At 65.1% G+C, this 15,735-nt stretch carries 14 protein-coding genes; 3 read left to right on the top strand and 11 right to left on the bottom strand.

The genetic code is table 11. From position 1 onward, the window contains the following. Window positions 1-15: 15 nt before the first annotated feature. The 6 genes from BHE01S_RS01530 to BHE01S_RS01505 form a co-directional block, all read right to left on the bottom strand. A complete protein-coding gene (locus BHE01S_RS01530) occupies window positions 16-1,644 on the bottom strand; it encodes an FGGY-family carbohydrate kinase (protein ID WP_042259735.1) in 1,629 nt (542 codons plus the stop codon). A gap of 17 nt (window positions 1,645-1,661) precedes the next feature. After that, window positions 1,662-2,390 carry an SDR family oxidoreductase gene (locus tag BHE01S_RS01525; protein WP_042259975.1) on the bottom strand — a complete coding sequence of 243 codons (729 nt, stop codon included), beginning with the start codon at window positions 2,388-2,390 and terminating at the stop codon, window positions 1,662-1,664. Between the two features lie 34 nt (window positions 2,391-2,424). Continuing rightward, complete coding sequence (locus BHE01S_RS01520; protein WP_084068478.1) at window positions 2,425-3,756, bottom strand: sugar ABC transporter permease; 1,332 nt, start codon at window positions 3,754-3,756, stop codon at window positions 2,425-2,427. An 11-nt stretch (window positions 3,757-3,767) separates the two neighbouring features. Further along, window positions 3,768-4,586: an ATP-binding cassette domain-containing protein gene (locus tag BHE01S_RS01515; RefSeq protein ID WP_042259734.1), complete on the bottom strand. Its 819-nt coding sequence runs from the start codon at window positions 4,584-4,586 to the stop codon at window positions 3,768-3,770. A gap of 62 nt (window positions 4,587-4,648) precedes the next feature. Next, window positions 4,649-5,707, bottom strand: a complete 1,059-nt coding sequence (locus BHE01S_RS01510; RefSeq protein WP_042259733.1) for an ABC transporter substrate-binding protein — start codon at window positions 5,705-5,707, stop codon at window positions 4,649-4,651. A 127-nt stretch (window positions 5,708-5,834) separates the two neighbouring features. After that, window positions 5,835-6,803: an AraC family transcriptional regulator gene (locus BHE01S_RS01505; RefSeq protein ID WP_042259731.1), complete on the bottom strand. Its 969-nt coding sequence runs from the start codon at window positions 6,801-6,803 to the stop codon at window positions 5,835-5,837. 469 nt (window positions 6,804-7,272) lie between these two features. Between BHE01S_RS01505 and BHE01S_RS01500 the strand changes: the two genes are divergently transcribed. Beyond that, window positions 7,273-8,679 carry an MFS transporter gene (locus BHE01S_RS01500; RefSeq protein WP_042259730.1) on the top strand — a complete coding sequence of 469 codons (1,407 nt, stop codon included), beginning with the start codon at window positions 7,273-7,275 and terminating at the stop codon, window positions 8,677-8,679. A 109-nt stretch (window positions 8,680-8,788) separates the two neighbouring features. On the opposite strand, the gene BHE01S_RS01495 is transcribed toward BHE01S_RS01500, so the two are convergent. The 3 genes from BHE01S_RS01495 to BHE01S_RS01485 all read right to left on the bottom strand — a co-directional run bounded on the left by BHE01S_RS01495 (window position 8,789) and on the right by BHE01S_RS01485 (window position 10,763). Continuing rightward, window positions 8,789-9,217, bottom strand: a complete 429-nt coding sequence (locus tag BHE01S_RS01495; RefSeq protein ID WP_042259729.1) for a YybH family protein — start codon at window positions 9,215-9,217, stop codon at window positions 8,789-8,791. A gap of 114 nt (window positions 9,218-9,331) precedes the next feature. Then, entirely contained in the window at window positions 9,332-9,877 is a 546-nt protein-coding gene (locus tag BHE01S_RS01490) for a hypothetical protein (protein WP_042259728.1), read from the bottom strand. Window positions 9,878-9,926: 49 nt separating this feature from the next. Then, on the bottom strand, window positions 9,927-10,763 hold the full coding sequence (locus tag BHE01S_RS01485; protein WP_042259726.1) for a hypothetical protein: 837 nt from the start codon (window positions 10,761-10,763) through the stop codon (window positions 9,927-9,929). Window positions 10,764-10,901: 138 nt separating this feature from the next. On the opposite strand from BHE01S_RS01485, the gene BHE01S_RS01480 reads away from it, so the two are divergent. Continuing rightward, window positions 10,902-11,837 (top strand): LysR family transcriptional regulator, encoded by a 936-nt coding sequence (locus tag BHE01S_RS01480; RefSeq protein WP_042259725.1) that lies wholly within the window; start codon window positions 10,902-10,904, stop codon window positions 11,835-11,837. A 22-nt stretch (window positions 11,838-11,859) separates the two neighbouring features. Here the strand turns inward: BHE01S_RS01480 and BHE01S_RS01475 are convergent, their stop codons facing one another. Further along, complete coding sequence (locus tag BHE01S_RS01475; RefSeq protein ID WP_042259724.1) at window positions 11,860-12,855, bottom strand: Gfo/Idh/MocA family protein; 996 nt, start codon at window positions 12,853-12,855, stop codon at window positions 11,860-11,862. Window positions 12,856-13,140: 285 nt separating this feature from the next. On the opposite strand from BHE01S_RS01475, the gene BHE01S_RS01470 reads away from it, so the two are divergent. Next, on the top strand, window positions 13,141-14,790 hold the full coding sequence (locus BHE01S_RS01470; RefSeq protein ID WP_042259970.1) for an alkaline phosphatase family protein: 1,650 nt from the start codon (window positions 13,141-13,143) through the stop codon (window positions 14,788-14,790). Window positions 14,791-14,848: 58 nt separating this feature from the next. Here the strand turns inward: BHE01S_RS01470 and BHE01S_RS01465 are convergent, their stop codons facing one another. Then, complete coding sequence (locus tag BHE01S_RS01465) at window positions 14,849-15,604, bottom strand: helix-turn-helix domain-containing protein (RefSeq protein ID WP_084068458.1); 756 nt, start codon at window positions 15,602-15,604, stop codon at window positions 14,849-14,851. Between the last annotated feature and the right edge of the window lie 131 nt (window positions 15,605-15,735).

Raw genomic sequence — 15,735 nt, 5'->3', positions numbered from 1 at the left:
CGACCGGTCAGGCCATTACCGGATCGCGCGCGCCACGTCCTGCAACTGCGTGAAGGCACGGTACCGCGCGTCGTGCAGCGCGGCGATCTCACCCGTGGCCGGTGCGTAGACCTTGCTGATCTGCGACATCGCGGCCATCGCCTCGCGCACGTTGTCGTATGACCCGCCAGCCACGGCGCCCAGCATGGCCGCACCCAGCAGCACCGGTTCCTCGGCGTGAGTGGCCAGCACGGGCTTGCCCGTTGCGTCCGCAAGCAACTGGCGCACGAGGTCGAGCCTGCCCGCCCCGCCGCTGATCACGACCTGCTCGATCGGCGCGCCCGCCTGGGCCTGCACCTCGATGATCTGCCGCAGTCCATAGCCGATGCTGCAGACCCCCGCGACATAGAGCGCGACGAGGCTCGCCATGTCCGACTCCATGCCGAGTCCCGCGATGACGGCCCGCGCATGGGGATCGGCAAACGGCGCGCGGTTGCCGAGGAATTCCGGCACGACGTGCAGGCCCGCATCGTGTGCGAGGCGCACCGCGCCCGACCCGCCCTGCGCAGCCTGAGCCGCCAGGCCGGCAAGCATCGTCGGCAGCGACTCGCCTTCGCTCGCCGCGCGGCTCGCGGCGTGCGCTGCGAGCGGATGCATCGTGAGCAGCCGCTCGATCGCCGCGCCCGCCACCGACTGCCCACCTTCGTTGAGCCACGCCCCGGGCACCATCGCCGCGTAGTACGGCCCCCACACGCCGGGCACGAACACGGGATCGCGCGTGGTCGTCATCGTGCATGACGAGGTGCCGAACACATACGCGAGGCACGCCTCGGGCTGCCCTTGCGCGCCGACCGTGCCGATGCCGCCCGCGTGCGCGTCGATCACGCCCGTCGCGACGGCGGTACCCGCGCGCAGGCCGAGCTGCGCGGCGGCCTCCGGCGTGAGCCCGTTGCCGAGCGGCGTGCCCGGCTCGACGATCGTCTGACCGATGCGCGCGAAACCTTCGTCGGCCAGCACGCCAAGACCCACGGTGCGGAAGTAGCTCTCGTCCCAGCGCCGCTCGTGCGCGAGATAGGTCCACTTACAGGTCACCGTGCAGGTGGAACGCGCAAGATCGCCGGTGGCGCGCCACGTGAGGAAGTCGGTCAGGTCGAAGAACTGCCAGGCCGCGGCGAACACCTTGGGCCGGTTTTCCAGCAGCCACAGCAGCTTGGGCGTTTCCATCTCGGGAGAAATCTTGCCGCCCACGAAGCGCAGCACGTCGTGGCCCGTGGCATTGATGCGCCCGGCCTGCTCCACGGCGCGATGATCCATCCACACGATGATGTCACGCTCGGCCACTTCGGACGGGCCAACGGGCAGCGGCGTGCCACCCTCGCCCAGCACGACGAGCGAACAGGTGGCATCGAAGCCGATGCCGGCGATGCGCTCCGGCGAGATCGCAGCCTGCGCGAGCGCCTCCTTCACGGCGTGGCACACGGCGTTCCATATCTGCGTGCTCGATTGCTCGACAATCGCGCCGCTCTCGTGAAACACGGTGATATCGTGTTTCGCCGACGCCACCATGCGCCCGGCTGAATCGAAAATGCCAGCGCGGGCGCTGCCCGTGCCCACGTCGACGCCGACGGTGTGGCGTGCGCCGCCGGCCTGCTCATTTGAGGTCATGGCTCGTTGACAGTAGGTTACAGATCGACACTGTTAGGCAGGATCACGAGGTCGCGAATGGTGACATTGCGCGGCCGCGTGAGCATGAATACCACGGAATCGGCCACTTCCTTCGGCTGCATCAGACTGCCCTGGGCCAGCGCCTCGTCCATTTTCGCCTTGGGCCAGTCGTCGAGCAAGGCCGTGACCACGGGGCCGGGAAGCACCGCGCTCACGCGCACGCCGTGCTTCGCGACCTGGCGGCGCACGGTATGCGCAAACGCCTGCACCGCGAACTTCGAGGCCGTGTAGACGGGCTCCCACACCACCGGCACGACGCCCGCCACGGAACTCGTGAAAACGATGTCGCCCGCCTTCTGCGCGATCATGTGCGGCAGCACCGCGTGCACCGAGCGAAACGCGGCGTTGATGTTCAGGTTGAGCATGCGGTCCCACTCGTCGGGATTGCCGTTCGCCACCTCGCCGCCGATATACGCACCCGCGTTGGCGTGGAAGATATCGAGCCCGCCAGCGAGATCGAGGATCCTGGGCAGCATGGCCGCATAGTCCGCGGGATTGAGCAGGTCCATGGCGAGCGGCAGTGCATTAGGGCCCAGTTCCGCGCAACATTTCGCGAGCCGGTCCTCGGCGCGGTCGATCAGCACGACTTTCGCGCCTTCGTCCACGAACGCGCGCGCGCACGCGAAGCCGATGCCGGACGCCGCGCCCGTAATGGCGGCGACCTTTCCCTTGATCGATTCAGACATGAGTGACTTTCTCCTTGGATCGGGTTCGAGCGCCTCAGGCGCGGCCATGCGAAACGCGCGACTGGCGGGCGAGCGAATCGACGATCACCGCAATGGCCAGCACGGCGCCCGTAATCATGAAGCGCAGCGACGACGACAGGTTCAGCAGCGTGAGGCCGCTCGCAATCGACTGGATCACGATAATGCCGAGCACCGCCGACCACGCGCTGCCGCGCCCGCCGAACAGGCTCGTGCCGCCGATCACGGCTGCCGCGATGGCGTTGAGGTTGACGTCGCCGGTGCCGGCCTGCTGGCTCGCCGAAGCGAGGCGCGCCGCGGTCAGCACGCCGCCGATCGCGGCCAGGCTCGCGCACAGCACAAAGGCGCTCGTATAGATCGCCCCGACCTTGATGCCCGCGCGCCGTGCGGCTTCGTGATTGCCGCCCACGGCGTGCATCGAACGGCCCCAGCGCGTGCGCGTGAGCGCGTACTGCATGACGACCGCGAGCCCCAGAAAGAGGCCGAACATCAGCGGCACGCCGCGCCCGCGGTTGAGATAGGCCACGACGATTTCGAGGAACACGGTGAGCGCCGCCGCGCGCCCGAGCAGGCCTGCAACCGAAGGCGCGGAAAGCCGGGCCGCATGGCGGCGCGCGCGCGTGCGCATACCGAGCAGCAGGAGCACGATACCGGGCAGCAGTGCAATTACGTGCGAGACGGCCGGCGGAATCACCATCAGTTGCCCGAAATTCACCATCGCCGATCCGTAGGGCAAATTGATCGAACCCGTCGAGCCGAGCACGTAGAGCTGCATGCCGAGGATGGCGAGCAGGCCCGCGAGCGTCGAGACGAAACTTGGCATGCCTATCCAGTTGAGCAGCAACGCGTACAGTGCGCCGATCACCGCGCCCACCGCAATGGCGGCGACGACGGCGAGCAGCACGGGCCAGCCGTCGTTGACCCATAACGTGCCGACGAGCGCCGAAGCGAAGCCGCTCATCGAGCCCACCGAGAGATCGATCTGCCCGAGCAGCAGCACGCAGACAATGCCGAGCGAAATGACGCCGACCGTCGAGCAGTCGAACAGCATGTTCACGAGGTTGTCTGCGGAAAGAAACACGGGGTTCAGGCTCGTGAACACTGTCCAGATGATCACGAGCCCCGCGATGACCGGGAGCGAACCCAGGTCGCCCGAGCGCACGCGGTCGACGAACGCCGAAACGCTCTCGCCGACTCCGCTCGCATGCTTCACGCGCACGTCGCTGCGGTCGAGCAGCGTCGAAGGCTTCGCGTCGGGCTTTGAACCGGGCTTCGCATCGGGATTTGAACCGGGCTTTGAAGCGTCCGGGTTTTCATGCTCGGGAGCGCCATGGATAGTCTTGCTCATGATCGTTCCTTTCATTGGACGTCCTGTTGCGCCTGGCGGCGGCCCGCGCGGCGCGATACCGCGTTTTCCGTCGCCCCGGTGATCGCCGCCACGAGCTCGGCGTTGGAGGAATCGGGATAGAAAATTCCGTTGTTGCGGCCGAGGCGCAGCACGACGATGCGGTCGGCTACGGCGCGCACGTCTTCCATGTTGTGGCTGATCATGATGACGGCGTGCCCGCGGTCGCGCACGCGCTCGATCAGGTTCAGCACCTCGGCGGTCTGGGCCACGCCGAGCGCGGCGGTCGGTTCGTCGAGCATGATGAGCTTCGGATCGAGCAGCAGCGAGCGCGCGATCGCCACGGTCTGGCGCTGGCCGCCCGAGAGCGAGGCGACCACGTCGCGCACGCTGGGAATACGCGCCGAAAGCTCGTTGAGGAGCGTCCAGGCCTTCACTTCCATCGTGACCTCGTCGAGCCGGTACGGGCTCAACTCGCGGCCGAGGAAGATGTTCGCCACGACGTCGAGGTTCTCGCACAGCGCGAGGTCCTGGAACACCGTCGCTATCCCCAGGTCGAGCGCCGTGCCCGGATCGGACAGGTTCACGGGCTGACCGCGAAACGTGATCGTTCCGGCGCTCGGCTGGTGCACGCCGGCAAGAATCTTCACGAGCGTCGATTTGCCCGCGCCGTTGTCGCCGACGAGGGCGACCACCTCGCCCGCATGCACGTCGAGCTCGATATCCGTGAGGGCCGATACCGCACCGAAGTGCTTCGAGATGCCGCGCAGGCTCAGCACCAGCTCGCCGCTCGCGCCGCGTGTCGTGGCGCGGTTCGTAGAGTCGTCAGTCATGAAATGGGTACCTCTTCGTTGCTCTCGAGGCCCGGCGCGCGCGCCGGGCCCAGTCATGCGCATCAGCTGCCGATGCCGAGCTTCTTGCAGCCCTCGGCGTAACGGCCCGTGCACAGGTCCGTCGCTTTCGCGAAGCCCTTGTCCACCACCTCGGCCTTGATGTTCTTCTGCGTGATGACGGCCGGCTTGAACAGTTGCGTGGGCGTCTTGAAGAGCGTCGTCTCGCCCTTCACGGGCTTGCCGTCGAGAAAGCCCACGGCCACTTTCGCCGCCGCGCCCGCCACGATCTCGCTGGGCTTGAGGATCGTGTTGTACTGGTCGCCCGCGATGATCAGTTGCAGGCCCGCGGTGGTCGCGTCGTTACCCGTGACCGGCGGAACCGGATTCACGCCCGCCGCCTTGAAGGCCGCGATCGTGCCGCCCGCCGTGCCGTCGTTGGCGGCCACCACGCCCACGATCTGCGGCCCGAAGCGGGTGATCTGCCCGCTCACCCACTGTTGCGCCTTGGGCGGCGCCCACTCAGGCGTGTCGTACTCGGAGAGCGTCTTGTAGCCGCTGCCCTGCAGCCCTTCATGAATGCCCTTCTTGATGAGCCCCGCGGCGGCGTCAGTCGGCGAGCCGTTCACTTCGAGCACGCCGCCCTTGCTCCCGGCAACGCCCGACTCCTTCAGGTGCTGCACGAGCGACTGGGCAATGGACTTGCCGATTTCCTCGTTGTCGAACGACACGTAGTAATCGGCAGGCGTCGACGGCACGGGCCGGTCATACGCGATGACCTTGATCCCCTGGCTTTGCGCCATATGCACGAGCGAAGCGGCGGCCGTGGAGTCCACCGGGTCGAGCACGATCACTTTCGCGCCCTGGGCGATCACCGAATTGAACTGTTGCTGCTGCTGCGAGGCATCGGCATTCGCATTCTGGTAAAGCACCTTGCAATCGGGGCAGAGCTTGCCCATTTCGGCCTTGAAACCGGGGAAGTCGTGCTGCTCGTAGCGCGTGGAGGCCTGGTCGGGCATCAGGAACGCGACCGTGCCGCTCGGCGCGGCGTAAGCCGACGTGATGCCCGCGAGGGCGAGACTGAGTGCGGCGGCGCCGATCAGTTGGGTGTGAAGTCGGGTCATTGGGTGTCTCCGTTTTTTGGTTGAATGCCTGGTAGGGTTGCCGGTGCTGCCTGGTGAACGCGTGAGTTCGTCCTGCGCAATACCCGAAATGCGCACTGCGTTTGAATGCCTCTTGCTGGGCGATCCGCTAGCCGATCGCAGCCGCGCCGAACACGGCTTCGCTCTTGCTGGCCGCGCTCGCGGCATTCAGGCGCTGATACGATCGCCAGCGCGACGGCGACATTTCCTTGATCAACAGGAACTGGCGGTTGAAATTCGAGAGGTTGTTGAAGCCCACCTGATAACAGATGTCCGTGATGTTCAGTTCGCCCGACATCAGCAGCTGGCACGCCAGATTGATGCGCAACTGGTTCACGTAACGCACGAACGACACGCCCGTATGGCGGCGGAAATAGCGCGAGAATGCGCTGACGCTCTGCCCGGCCAGTTCCGCCAGCTCCGTTTCGCGCAGCTCCTGCGAAAGATTCTTGCCGATGAAGGCGAGCACGTGGTTGATGCGCGTACCGGCATAGCGGGCCGGGTCGGCGCGGTACGCCTCGCTTGCGAGCGCCGCGGGCTCCCCGCTTTGCACGAGCAGGTCGAGCAAATCGATGAAGAGCGTGACACGCCGCATGCCCTGTGCGCCCAGCATCTCGCGCAGGATCGGCTCGGCGGCCGCGCCCGTTTCCGGCGCGAACAGGAGCCCCCAGCACGACGCGCCGAGCAGCGGCTGAACGCGCCTGAATTCGGGAAACGCATCGATCGCGCGGGCGATGAAATCCGCATCGAACTGGAGGACGAGACACCGTTCGTCCACCGGTTCGTCGTGCGGCACGCTGCTCACCCAGTTGTGCGGCAGGTTCGGGCCGATCATCACGAGATTGCCGGGCGCGAAGCTGCCGATGAAATCGCCCACGAAATACTTGCCCGTGGTCGCGGTGATGAGGTGGATCTCGTACTCGGGATGGAAGTGCCAGCGCACCGTCCGATAGGGGTAGCCGTGCGACCAGACCTTGAACGACTCGTCGCGCGGCACGGCGACCAGTTCGAGGTCGGGTTGGGAATGTGTGGCGCAAGGCGCGCTCGTGCGCGCCGCGGCGGCCCCAATGGTTTGCATCTCGACTCCTCCTGCACGGGTTTCTTCTTGTTCTGCGACGGCTGCTCGCGCATACACTGGACCTGGTCTCAAACCGCGCGCCGCCATGACTGAAAATTACCCGCCGCGGCACGCATCCACCACTGAAAATCAGACCGCAGACTGATACTTTCTTGCATTCGGGTTAGTCCTGGGCCGATTCCAGTGTCACAAAAGTCAACTTTTGTGCAAAGCAACAGCCCTGCTGGCAACGCCGAAACAGGTCAACCGTCCCAAAAGGCGGCAAATGTTGCTGCCATTCGCTTGCGTGCACCTCCGGGAGAGCGGTCAAAAGTCGCCACTGCACCGGCGCGACGGGTATTCGCGATGCGCAGGCAGGGAAAGTCCCGATGCGAAATCGTCCTATGACATCGGAAACGGAAATTGACGGGACTAACTTGATCGCTCAAGCGCGCCATTCGGGCCGCGGTTCCTGACAAGAGGACGTCTTATGCGATTCGCCGAAACTTGGCATTCCCCCACGCCGGGCCGGTCCCTATGGGACGACACGTCGACTCCCGACCACGACCAGCACGCCGCCCCCGCCGGCAGCGCGCACACGCTGCCACGCCGCGCCATTACCGCCGCCGCGCTCGGCAATGCAACCGAGTGGTTCGACTATGGCATCTACGCCTATGGACTCGCCTATATCTCCGCGGCGCTGTTTCCGGGCAGCACGGCGAGCGCCACGCTGTTCGCCCTCGGCACCTTTGCGATTTCATTTCTGATTCGCCCACTCGGCGGCCTGTTCTGGGGGCCGCTCGGCGACCGCTTCGGGCGCAAGAAAGTGCTCGCGCTGACCGTGCTGCTGATGTCGGGCGGCACGCTGCTCGTGGGCCTTCTGCCCACCTATGCGAAAGCAGGCTGGATCGCCCCCGCCGCGCTCATCGTATTGCGCATGATCCAGGGCTTCTCCACCGGCGGTGAATATGGCGGCGCGGCCACCTTCATGGCCGAATACGCGCCCGACGCGCGGCGCGGCTTTTGCGGGAGCTTCCTCGAGTTCGCCACGCTGGCCGGCTTTTCGCTGGGCGCATTGCTGATGCTCGCGGCGTCGCTTGCGCTCGGCAACGATGCGATGCATGCGTGGGGCTGGCGTCTGCCGTTCCTCGTCGCGGCGCCGCTGGGCTTGATCGGCTTCTATCTGCGTTCGCGCATCGAAGACACGCCCGTGTTCCGCGAGATGGAAGAGAAGTTCGAACAACAGGAGCGGGAGCGCCCGGCCATTTCCCTGCGCACGCTGCTGCGCGAGCATCGCGTGCCGCTCGTGCTGCTGGGCGGGCTCGTGGTCGCGCTCAATGTCGTGAACTACGTGCTGCTCGCGTACATGCCCACGTACATGCACAAGGAACTGGGCGTGAGCGAGAACATGTCGCTGCTCATTCCGCTCATCGGCATGCTCGCGATGATGGCCTTGCTGCCGTTCGCGGGCCGGCTCTCGGATCACGTGGGCCGCAAGGCGCTCTGGTGGTTCTCGCTCGTCGGGCTGTTCGTCGCCGCCGTGCCGATGTTCCTGCTGATGCGCCACGGCGTGGGCGGCGCGCTGATCGGCTTCGCGGTGCTCGGGCTGCTCTATGCGCCGCAGCTCGCAACCATCTCGGCGATGTTCCCCGCCATGTTCCCGACGCACGTGCGTTATGCGGGGATGGCAATTGCCTACAACGTCTCGACCTCGCTGTTCGGCGGCACCGCGCCGATCGTGAGCGACTGGCTCGTGGACAAGACCGGCAGCCCGCTCGTTCCGGCGTACTACATGATGGCCGCGTGCGCGGTGGGCGCCGTCGCCCTCTTCTTCGTGATCGAGACGAAGGGATGCTCGTTGCGCGGGCAACAGGTGCCTGGCAAGGCGCAGCAGTAACGGCATGGCGGGCCGCGTGCGCCCGTCATGCTCCGTCCGGAATGCCCGACCGTGTGCCGGGCATTTTTCTTTGCAGCGATTTAGGGGCCGTTATGAATGTGAACAGGCCCTAACGTTTGAAAATGACCTTGGTCGTCGCGGGATCGATCGGCGAGGACGAATGCTGGTGGACGATCTTCCAGCCCTCGCCCGTTTGCCTGAGCGTCGCGGTCATGCGATTGTCCATCGAGCGCAATGCCTCGCCATCCGCCGCCACCGCTTTGTACGTTACGAAAGCATGGACCACGGCGAGGTCCCCGGAGACGGCGGTCTGCGCCTCGCTGAAATCCACGATCACGCGTTCGGTGCCCAGCGAGCCGAACCAGCCCTCCACCATGTTCCGCCATGACGCGATCCCCTCGTACGTCCAGGCGCCCCACATGTCGAAGGCCACGATGTCCGGATCGTATAGCGCGAGGAACGCATCGACGTCTTTGGCCCATACCGCGGCTTGGTATTGGTGCAGCACCTGCAGGATCGGATCGGCGGCTTTGTCCACTGGGTTGTCTCCTGAACCGGGTTGCATTGGCGAAGGAACGGCTGCTTATTAAAGCAACGCCGCTCGGCCTCTGTCCAGTGAATTTGCCGCCCTGCGTGTGAGGTGCACGAAGCGTTAGCGGGCGCTCCCGCGCAACGAATCGTGGCGCGCGGCGGATTCCCTGTGTGCGGCAGCCTTGCTCTGCGGACGCAGCAGCAAATAAAAGGCGGCGCCATGCGTAATCGCCAGCAGCGGCACGACGATCACGGGAATCACGTACGTTGCGCCCAATTCTCCCACGTGCACAGGAACGCCAGCCTGGATGGCGTGGTAGTAGGCGAGAACCAGATCCACTGCGCCTACGAGATTGAACGCCACGACGAAAAACCAGAAGACTGGACGTTTTCTCGCCGCGAGTAGCGCCAGCATGGCCAGCGCACCCGTTGCGAGGTCCCCATAGGCCGTGGGCACGGCGAAACTCGCGGGCAGGTCTGGACTCACGACGCCCGACAGCATGAAGACCAGCCCGAAGAAGCGGAAGCTGTGCAGCGTGGCGATCGCGCGTTGTGCGTCGAATGAGTCCATCGACTTGAGCCGGGGCCAGATGTACACGGTAAAACAAAGGAGCCACGCGACATACCCGAGCGCGAGATGCAAGCGAAAGATCGATTCCGGTGACATGTTGCCTCCTGCCAGGTGTTTTGCGATGTGCGGATGAAATGAAGGGAACTCATGCGGCGCGACGCCGGAACAGTTGCCGCAGCGAAAGCGCATGCAGCAGGACCGAGCTGGGCACGACGAACGCGGGCGTCAACACATACGGCCACGTGCCCGCGTTGAGGCTCGGCGTATCCGGCGCGATCAGCTGGAATCGGCCGGGCGCCGTGACCATCCCCAAGGTCACGGCGACGGCGAAATCGGCGAGTCCGAAAATGTTCCAGACGATGGCCGCCTTGCGCCCCTGCGCGGTCCCGCTCGCCACCGCGATGGCCGCAGGCACGGCGAAGAGGCCGGTCAGCAGGTCGCCGGTGCCCGCCGGCAATGCGTCCACGCCGGCCATCGCGCCGTGCAGCCACGCGACAATCGCCCAACTGCCGAACACGCGGTAAAACTGCAGCGCGATGAGCCAGGCCGCCGGCATCGCGTCGAGCACTCGCCCCACCCGCTTCGACAGCAGCAATAGCGGCGCGCCGACAATCACCGGAAGGAATATCGCCAACGGCAGCAACGGCAACGGCGGCGGCACGGCGCTCAGTCGAAAGACGCCGTGGATCGCCGCGCTCCAGACGACTGCAAACCAAAGCGCATGCGCCATGAGAATCGCCAGCCAGGTCGTGCGGCGCTCGCTCAGCGTCAGGCCGGTGCGTTCGAGGCCGAGCCACAGACCGAGCGCCATGAACATCTGGGCCACGAGTTGGTGCGCCGTGGTCTGAAAACCGCTGCCAGGAATCGCGGGCAGCCAGTACATCACGGCAATCCACAGGAGCGTGAGCGGCGCGATCCAGCGCAGGCTGCGCCAGGCCGGGCGCGGCGGGACGGTGCCAAGGGGAATGGCGGGTGTGCTCATCGACGGTTCTCCAGATGAATGCCGCACTTCGCGGGGGACCCTGCCTGTGCGCGACGCGGTTTGCGCGCGTCATCGGCTGGCACGTTAGGTGTACCATCGATTCCCGCGAGCGACTATTCATCACAATGTTGATGCGTCATGAAGCAGAACTTCACAGTCAGGCAAGGTGCGCTCGATGGCGTGGAGGCGTTCCTGTGCGTTGCCAGACACCGCAGCTTTCGCAAGGCGGCAGCGGACCTCGGGGTGACGCCTTCGGCGATCAGCCAGGCGGTGCGTGTGCTCGAAGAGCGCATCGGCGCGGCGCTGTTCGTGCGCACCACGCGCAGCGTCGGCCTGACCGAAGCCGGCGAACGGTTTCTTTCGCGCGCCAGGCCCGCCTTCGAGGAACTGGTCGCCGCAAGCGAAGTCGCGCGCGATCTCGGCCAGCGCCCTACGGGTCTGTTGCGGCTCTCCGTGCCGCGTGCGGTCGTCCCGCTTCTGCTCGAGCCGCTGCTCGCTTCGTTCTGCCAGGCTTATCCCGAAGTGGAGGTGGAAATCGCCGTGAGCAAGGAAGTGGTCGATCTCGCGGCGGAAGGCTTCGATGCCGGCATCCGGCTGGGTCAACTCGTCGCCGCCGACATGGTGGCGGTACCGCTGACACCGCCGTTTCGCCTCGTTGTCGTCGGTAGTCCTGCCTATTTTTCCGGTAACAAACGGCCCCGCCACACCGACGATCTGCGCCAGCACGCATGCCTGCGCTGGCGGCGCTCCAGCGGCGCGCTGGCCAGCTGGTCATTTGACGACCATGGGCAGGCCGTGGAGATCGCCGTGTCCGGGCCGCTGATCGCCAGCGACTTCCCGACCATGATGGGCGCGGCGCTCGAAGGCATCGGCCTCGCACAGCTACCCGAGCCGATGGTTTCCGACGCGGTGAAAGCGGGCAAACTCGTGCGCGTGCTCGACGCCTACGCGCCGGTGCTGCCGGGCGTGTTTCTCTGTTACCCGAGCCGCCGGCAGATCATGCCCAAGCTGCGCGCATTCATCGACCATGTGAAGAGCCGCAAGGCGGGCGCAGGTCCAACCAGGGGCCGTTGAACCCACCCGCTGCGCTTCGACGTCAAGCGATGCTCTCCCACGCGCCCGATCGGGCCGAACGGAATACGGCATCGATCACGCGCATGTTTGCGCAGGCGTCTTCCAGCGCAATCGCCTGGGGCGTGCCGTTCAAAATCGCCTCGGCGAATACCGCCGCTGCCACGCCGTATTGATCGCATACCGGCAGTTCCAGCCAGCGATCCGCTTCTCCCTGCTTGCTCAACAAGAGCCGCGTCGGCCGGTCATTCGGCGCGTTGAATGGAATCTCGACCTCGACTCGCCCGGTCGTGCCGTGAAACTGCATGCGCTGGTAAGGATGGGTCTGGGTGGAGTAAAAGAAGCTCGCTTGCACGCCTTCGAAGTCCATCAGCACGGAGCCAAGACGGTCCACTGCGAACGACGGATCGCGCTCCAGCAGCGCGACCACGCGCTTCGGCTCACGCCCGAGAATGAGGCGCGACGTCGTGATGGGATAACAGCCGATGTCCAGCAAACCGCCTCCGCCCATTTCGCCGTGGTTGCGAATGTCCTGCGCATTGGTGTTGTAGTAAGTGAAGCCGCCGGTCACCGCCCGCAATTCGCCAATCGCGCCCTCGTCGATCAACGCCCGCGCCTTTAGCCACTGTGGATGCGTGCGCACCATGAAGGCTTCCTGGATATACCGCCCGCTCCTGTCGCGCGCCGCGATCAATCGTTGCGCCTGTTGCGCATCGAGCCCGACCGGCTTTTCGCATAGCACGTGCTTGCCCGCCTCGACGGCCTTGATCGTCCACTCCACGTGAAGGTGATTGGGTAACGGAATATAGACCGCATCGATTTCCGGGTCTGCCAGCAGCGCCTCGTAACTGTCGTACGCGTGTGCGAGACCATATTTCGCCGCGGCAGCCTGGGCCTTCTCCGCTGAACGCGAAGCAATCGCTTTTACACGGCACTTCGGTGCGTGGTGCATGGGCACGACGACCTTGTCGTTGATCTTCGACGTACCCAGGATACCCCAGACGATTTCATCCTTTGCCATGACGTTCCCTTTGGATTCGATTATGTGTTGCCCGGAATGGTCTGAATGGAACTCACTATTAACGAGCGCTGCAAAGCGGACTGCAAACACTCGAATGCAGCAGTTTACACCCGCGAAAACCCTCACCTCACGTCTAGCGAACGTGTCCTGCAACAACTGATAACAACTGACGGCGAGATGAAAGCAGGGCGTCACGAGAGATTCGCCTTCCAGCCCCACATTGCTCGGGCTGTGCGCAAGTCCCTCGCAGTTCCCCCAAATGCAAGACAAAAAACGAGGTGGATGATGGAGAATACGACCCGGTGGTCGCGCTTAGGCGCAGTCGTTGGCGCAAGTGCCGTGGCACTTGCGGGTATGCACTCGACGGCTTATGCAGGCGACATGAAGGATGTGAAGCATGTCTTGCTGATCAGCTTCGACGGTCTGCATGAACAGGACGTGGCCCGCTGCATCGGCAGCAATGCCTGCCCCAATCTCGCGCTGCTCGCGAAGTCCGGCGTGACCTACACGAACGCCCACACGCCGCATCTGTCCGACTCGTTCCCGGGCCTCACGGCGCTGGTGACGGGCGGCTCGCCGAAGAGCGCGGGCCTTTTCTATGACGTGTCATATGACCGTACGCTCTACGCACCGCTCGACGCTCACTGCAAGGGCCCGCAAGGCTGGAACGTCGTGTTCGACGAGACGGCCGGCATCGACGGGGAGAACGGCGGCGCGCTGATCCACCTCGACGGCGGCGGCGCGTTCAATCCGCAGGCCATTCCTTATGCAAAGGTCAATGGCGTTTGCACGCCCGTGTATCCGCACAATTACATCAAGACGAACACCGTCTTCGAAGTGATCAAGCAGAACATCCACGGCGCGCGCACCGCGTGGGCGGACAAGCATGCGTGGGGCTATGACTGGGTGAACGGCCCTTCAGGCAAGGGCGTGGACGATCTGGCGCGCACCGAGATCAATTCGATCGACCCCACGACGGGCACGAATTATCTGGATACCTACACACATACCGAAGTCTTCGACAACATCCACGTGCAGGCGCTGATCAACGAAATCGATGGCCTCGATTCGACGGGCAAGACGAGCGCGCCGGTGCCCACGATGTTCGGCACGAACTTCCAGACGCTTAGCGTCGCGCAGAAGTCGCCGGTGGCGAAACAAGGCGGATATCTCGACGCCGACTTCACGCCGGGCCCGCAGGTCGCCGCCGCGATCACGTACCTGGACAACTCGCTCGGCCGCGTCGTGCAGGAACTGAAGCAGCGCAACCTCTACTCGTCGACGCTCATCATCGTGACGGCCAAGCACGGCCAGTCGCCGACCGATCACTCGAAGCTGGTGAAGAACGGCGACACGCTCACGAAGCTGCTCGAGGCCAACAACTATCTGGACCCGAACGGCAACTTCGGCCAGAACAACACGAAGACGGGCAACCTGAACGACGGTTCGGGCCTCTCGGGCACGGGCATGGTGCAAACCGACGACGTGGGCCTGATCTGGCTGCGCGACCAGAGCCAGAAGGACGCCGTGGTCAAGACGCTGCAGGCGAACCTGAGCTGTAACGCGCCGGGCATCTGCGCGGACGGCCCGCAGGCGTACATCCTCACCGGCGACCGCCTTGCCGACTGGTTCGGCAATCCGTCGAACGGCCGCACGCCGGACATCATCGTGCAGCCGAACCCCGGCGTGATCTATACGTCCAGCACGGCCAAGGATGAAGAGCATGGCGGCAACGCGCCCGACGACAGCCATCTGGGTCTCGTCGTGTCGTTCCCCGGCATTCGCCACGCCGGCCGCAACGACGACCACTACGTCTTCACGACCCAGGTCGCACCGACGATCCTGAGCGCGCTCGACGTGGATCCGCATCTGCTGCACGCAGTCCAGCTCGAAGGCACGCACCGCCTGCCGGGGCTGGGTCTCGACGAGAAGTAAGGAGCGGCTGGCTGCGGCAGTCATCGGAGGTTCGACGGCTGTCGCGTCAGCGGCCCGCTCAAACCGTCTGCAGCCCCTCGATATCGCAGATGCGAATCAGCTTGCCTTGGGCGTCGATCAGGCCGCGCTTCTGGAAGCGCGACAGGATCCGGCTCACCGTTTCGAGCGTGATGCCCAGGTAGCTGCCCATGTCCTCGCGCGACATGCGCAGACGGAACTCCGCCTGCGAATACCCGCGCTGCCAGTTGCGCGACGACACGTCGAGCAGGAACGCGGCCACGCGTTCCTCGGCGGTGAGCGAACCCAGCACCATCATCTGCGAGGCTTCCTGGTTGAACTGGTCGCCCATGAGTCGGTGCAGCCGATCCTGCATCGTGCCGCTTTCGCGGCACAGGGTCTTGAGCGCGGCGTAGGGAAGCGTGCAAATCGAACTGTCTTCGAGCGCGACGGCGCTGAACGCGTGCACGTCGGTGGCGATGCCGTCGAGCCCCAGCGCGTCGCCCGCGAGACGCAGCCCGGTGATCTGCTCGCGACCGTCGCGGTTGACGATCAGCGTCTTGAGCGAGCCCGAGCGCACCGCGTACAGGCTGTCGAAGCGGTCGCCCGAGCGATAGAGCGCCTCGCCGCGGCGCACCTTGCGGGCCCCGCAGATCAGCGCCTCGAGCTTCGGCAGTTCTTCGGCCGGCAGCCCTTGCGGCATGCAAAGATGGCGCATGGCGCACCCTGAGCAGCGTGCGCTGGGCTGTGTTGCAGCGAGAGGAGCACGGCTGCTTTGGCGCACGACGATAGCCGATCCTGCGACGGGTGAGAGCATCGAACGACTCCTTCTTTAACATTTATTAAGACTTCGACGCATTGTCACACCATGCGCGTGCGTCAATGTGGTGGCAAAATGCCGCGCACCAGAACCCCGCGCGTTTGAGTCTTGTCAGGCAACGGTTTCAC

Source organism: Paraburkholderia heleia NBRC 101817, from assembly GCF_000739775.1.
In the GTDB taxonomy this organism is placed as follows: domain Bacteria; phylum Pseudomonadota; class Gammaproteobacteria; order Burkholderiales; family Burkholderiaceae; genus Paraburkholderia; species Paraburkholderia heleia.
Note: the sequence above shows the minus strand (reverse complement) of the source record. Positions and strands in the feature narration are given on the sequence as shown.

Coding starts and splice junctions, on each gene's coding strand:
- BHE01S_RS01530 (WP_042259735.1), bottom strand. CDS start 1,644: ATGACCTCAAATGAGCAGGCCGGCGGCGCACGCCACACCGTCGGCGTC.
- BHE01S_RS01525 (WP_042259975.1), bottom strand. CDS start 2,390: ATGTCTGAATCGATCAAGGGAAAGGTCGCCGCCATTACGGGCGCGGCG.
- BHE01S_RS01520 (WP_084068478.1), bottom strand. CDS start 3,756: ATGAGCAAGACTATCCATGGCGCTCCCGAGCATGAAAACCCGGACGCT.
- BHE01S_RS01515 (WP_042259734.1), bottom strand. CDS start 4,586: ATGACTGACGACTCTACGAACCGCGCCACGACACGCGGCGCGAGCGGC.
- BHE01S_RS01510 (WP_042259733.1), bottom strand. CDS start 5,707: ATGACCCGACTTCACACCCAACTGATCGGCGCCGCCGCACTCAGTCTC.
- BHE01S_RS01505 (WP_042259731.1), bottom strand. CDS start 6,803: ATGCAAACCATTGGGGCCGCCGCGGCGCGCACGAGCGCGCCTTGCGCC.
- BHE01S_RS01500 (WP_042259730.1), top strand. CDS start 7,273: ATGCGATTCGCCGAAACTTGGCATTCCCCCACGCCGGGCCGGTCCCTA.
- BHE01S_RS01490 (WP_042259728.1), bottom strand. CDS start 9,877: ATGTCACCGGAATCGATCTTTCGCTTGCATCTCGCGCTCGGGTATGTC.
- BHE01S_RS01485 (WP_042259726.1), bottom strand. CDS start 10,763: ATGAGCACACCCGCCATTCCCCTTGGCACCGTCCCGCCGCGCCCGGCC.
- BHE01S_RS01480 (WP_042259725.1), top strand. CDS start 10,902: ATGAAGCAGAACTTCACAGTCAGGCAAGGTGCGCTCGATGGCGTGGAG.
- BHE01S_RS01475 (WP_042259724.1), bottom strand. CDS start 12,855: ATGGCAAAGGATGAAATCGTCTGGGGTATCCTGGGTACGTCGAAGATC.
- BHE01S_RS01470 (WP_042259970.1), top strand. CDS start 13,141: ATGGAGAATACGACCCGGTGGTCGCGCTTAGGCGCAGTCGTTGGCGCA.
- BHE01S_RS01465 (WP_084068458.1), bottom strand. CDS start 15,604: ATGCTCTCACCCGTCGCAGGATCGGCTATCGTCGTGCGCCAAAGCAGC.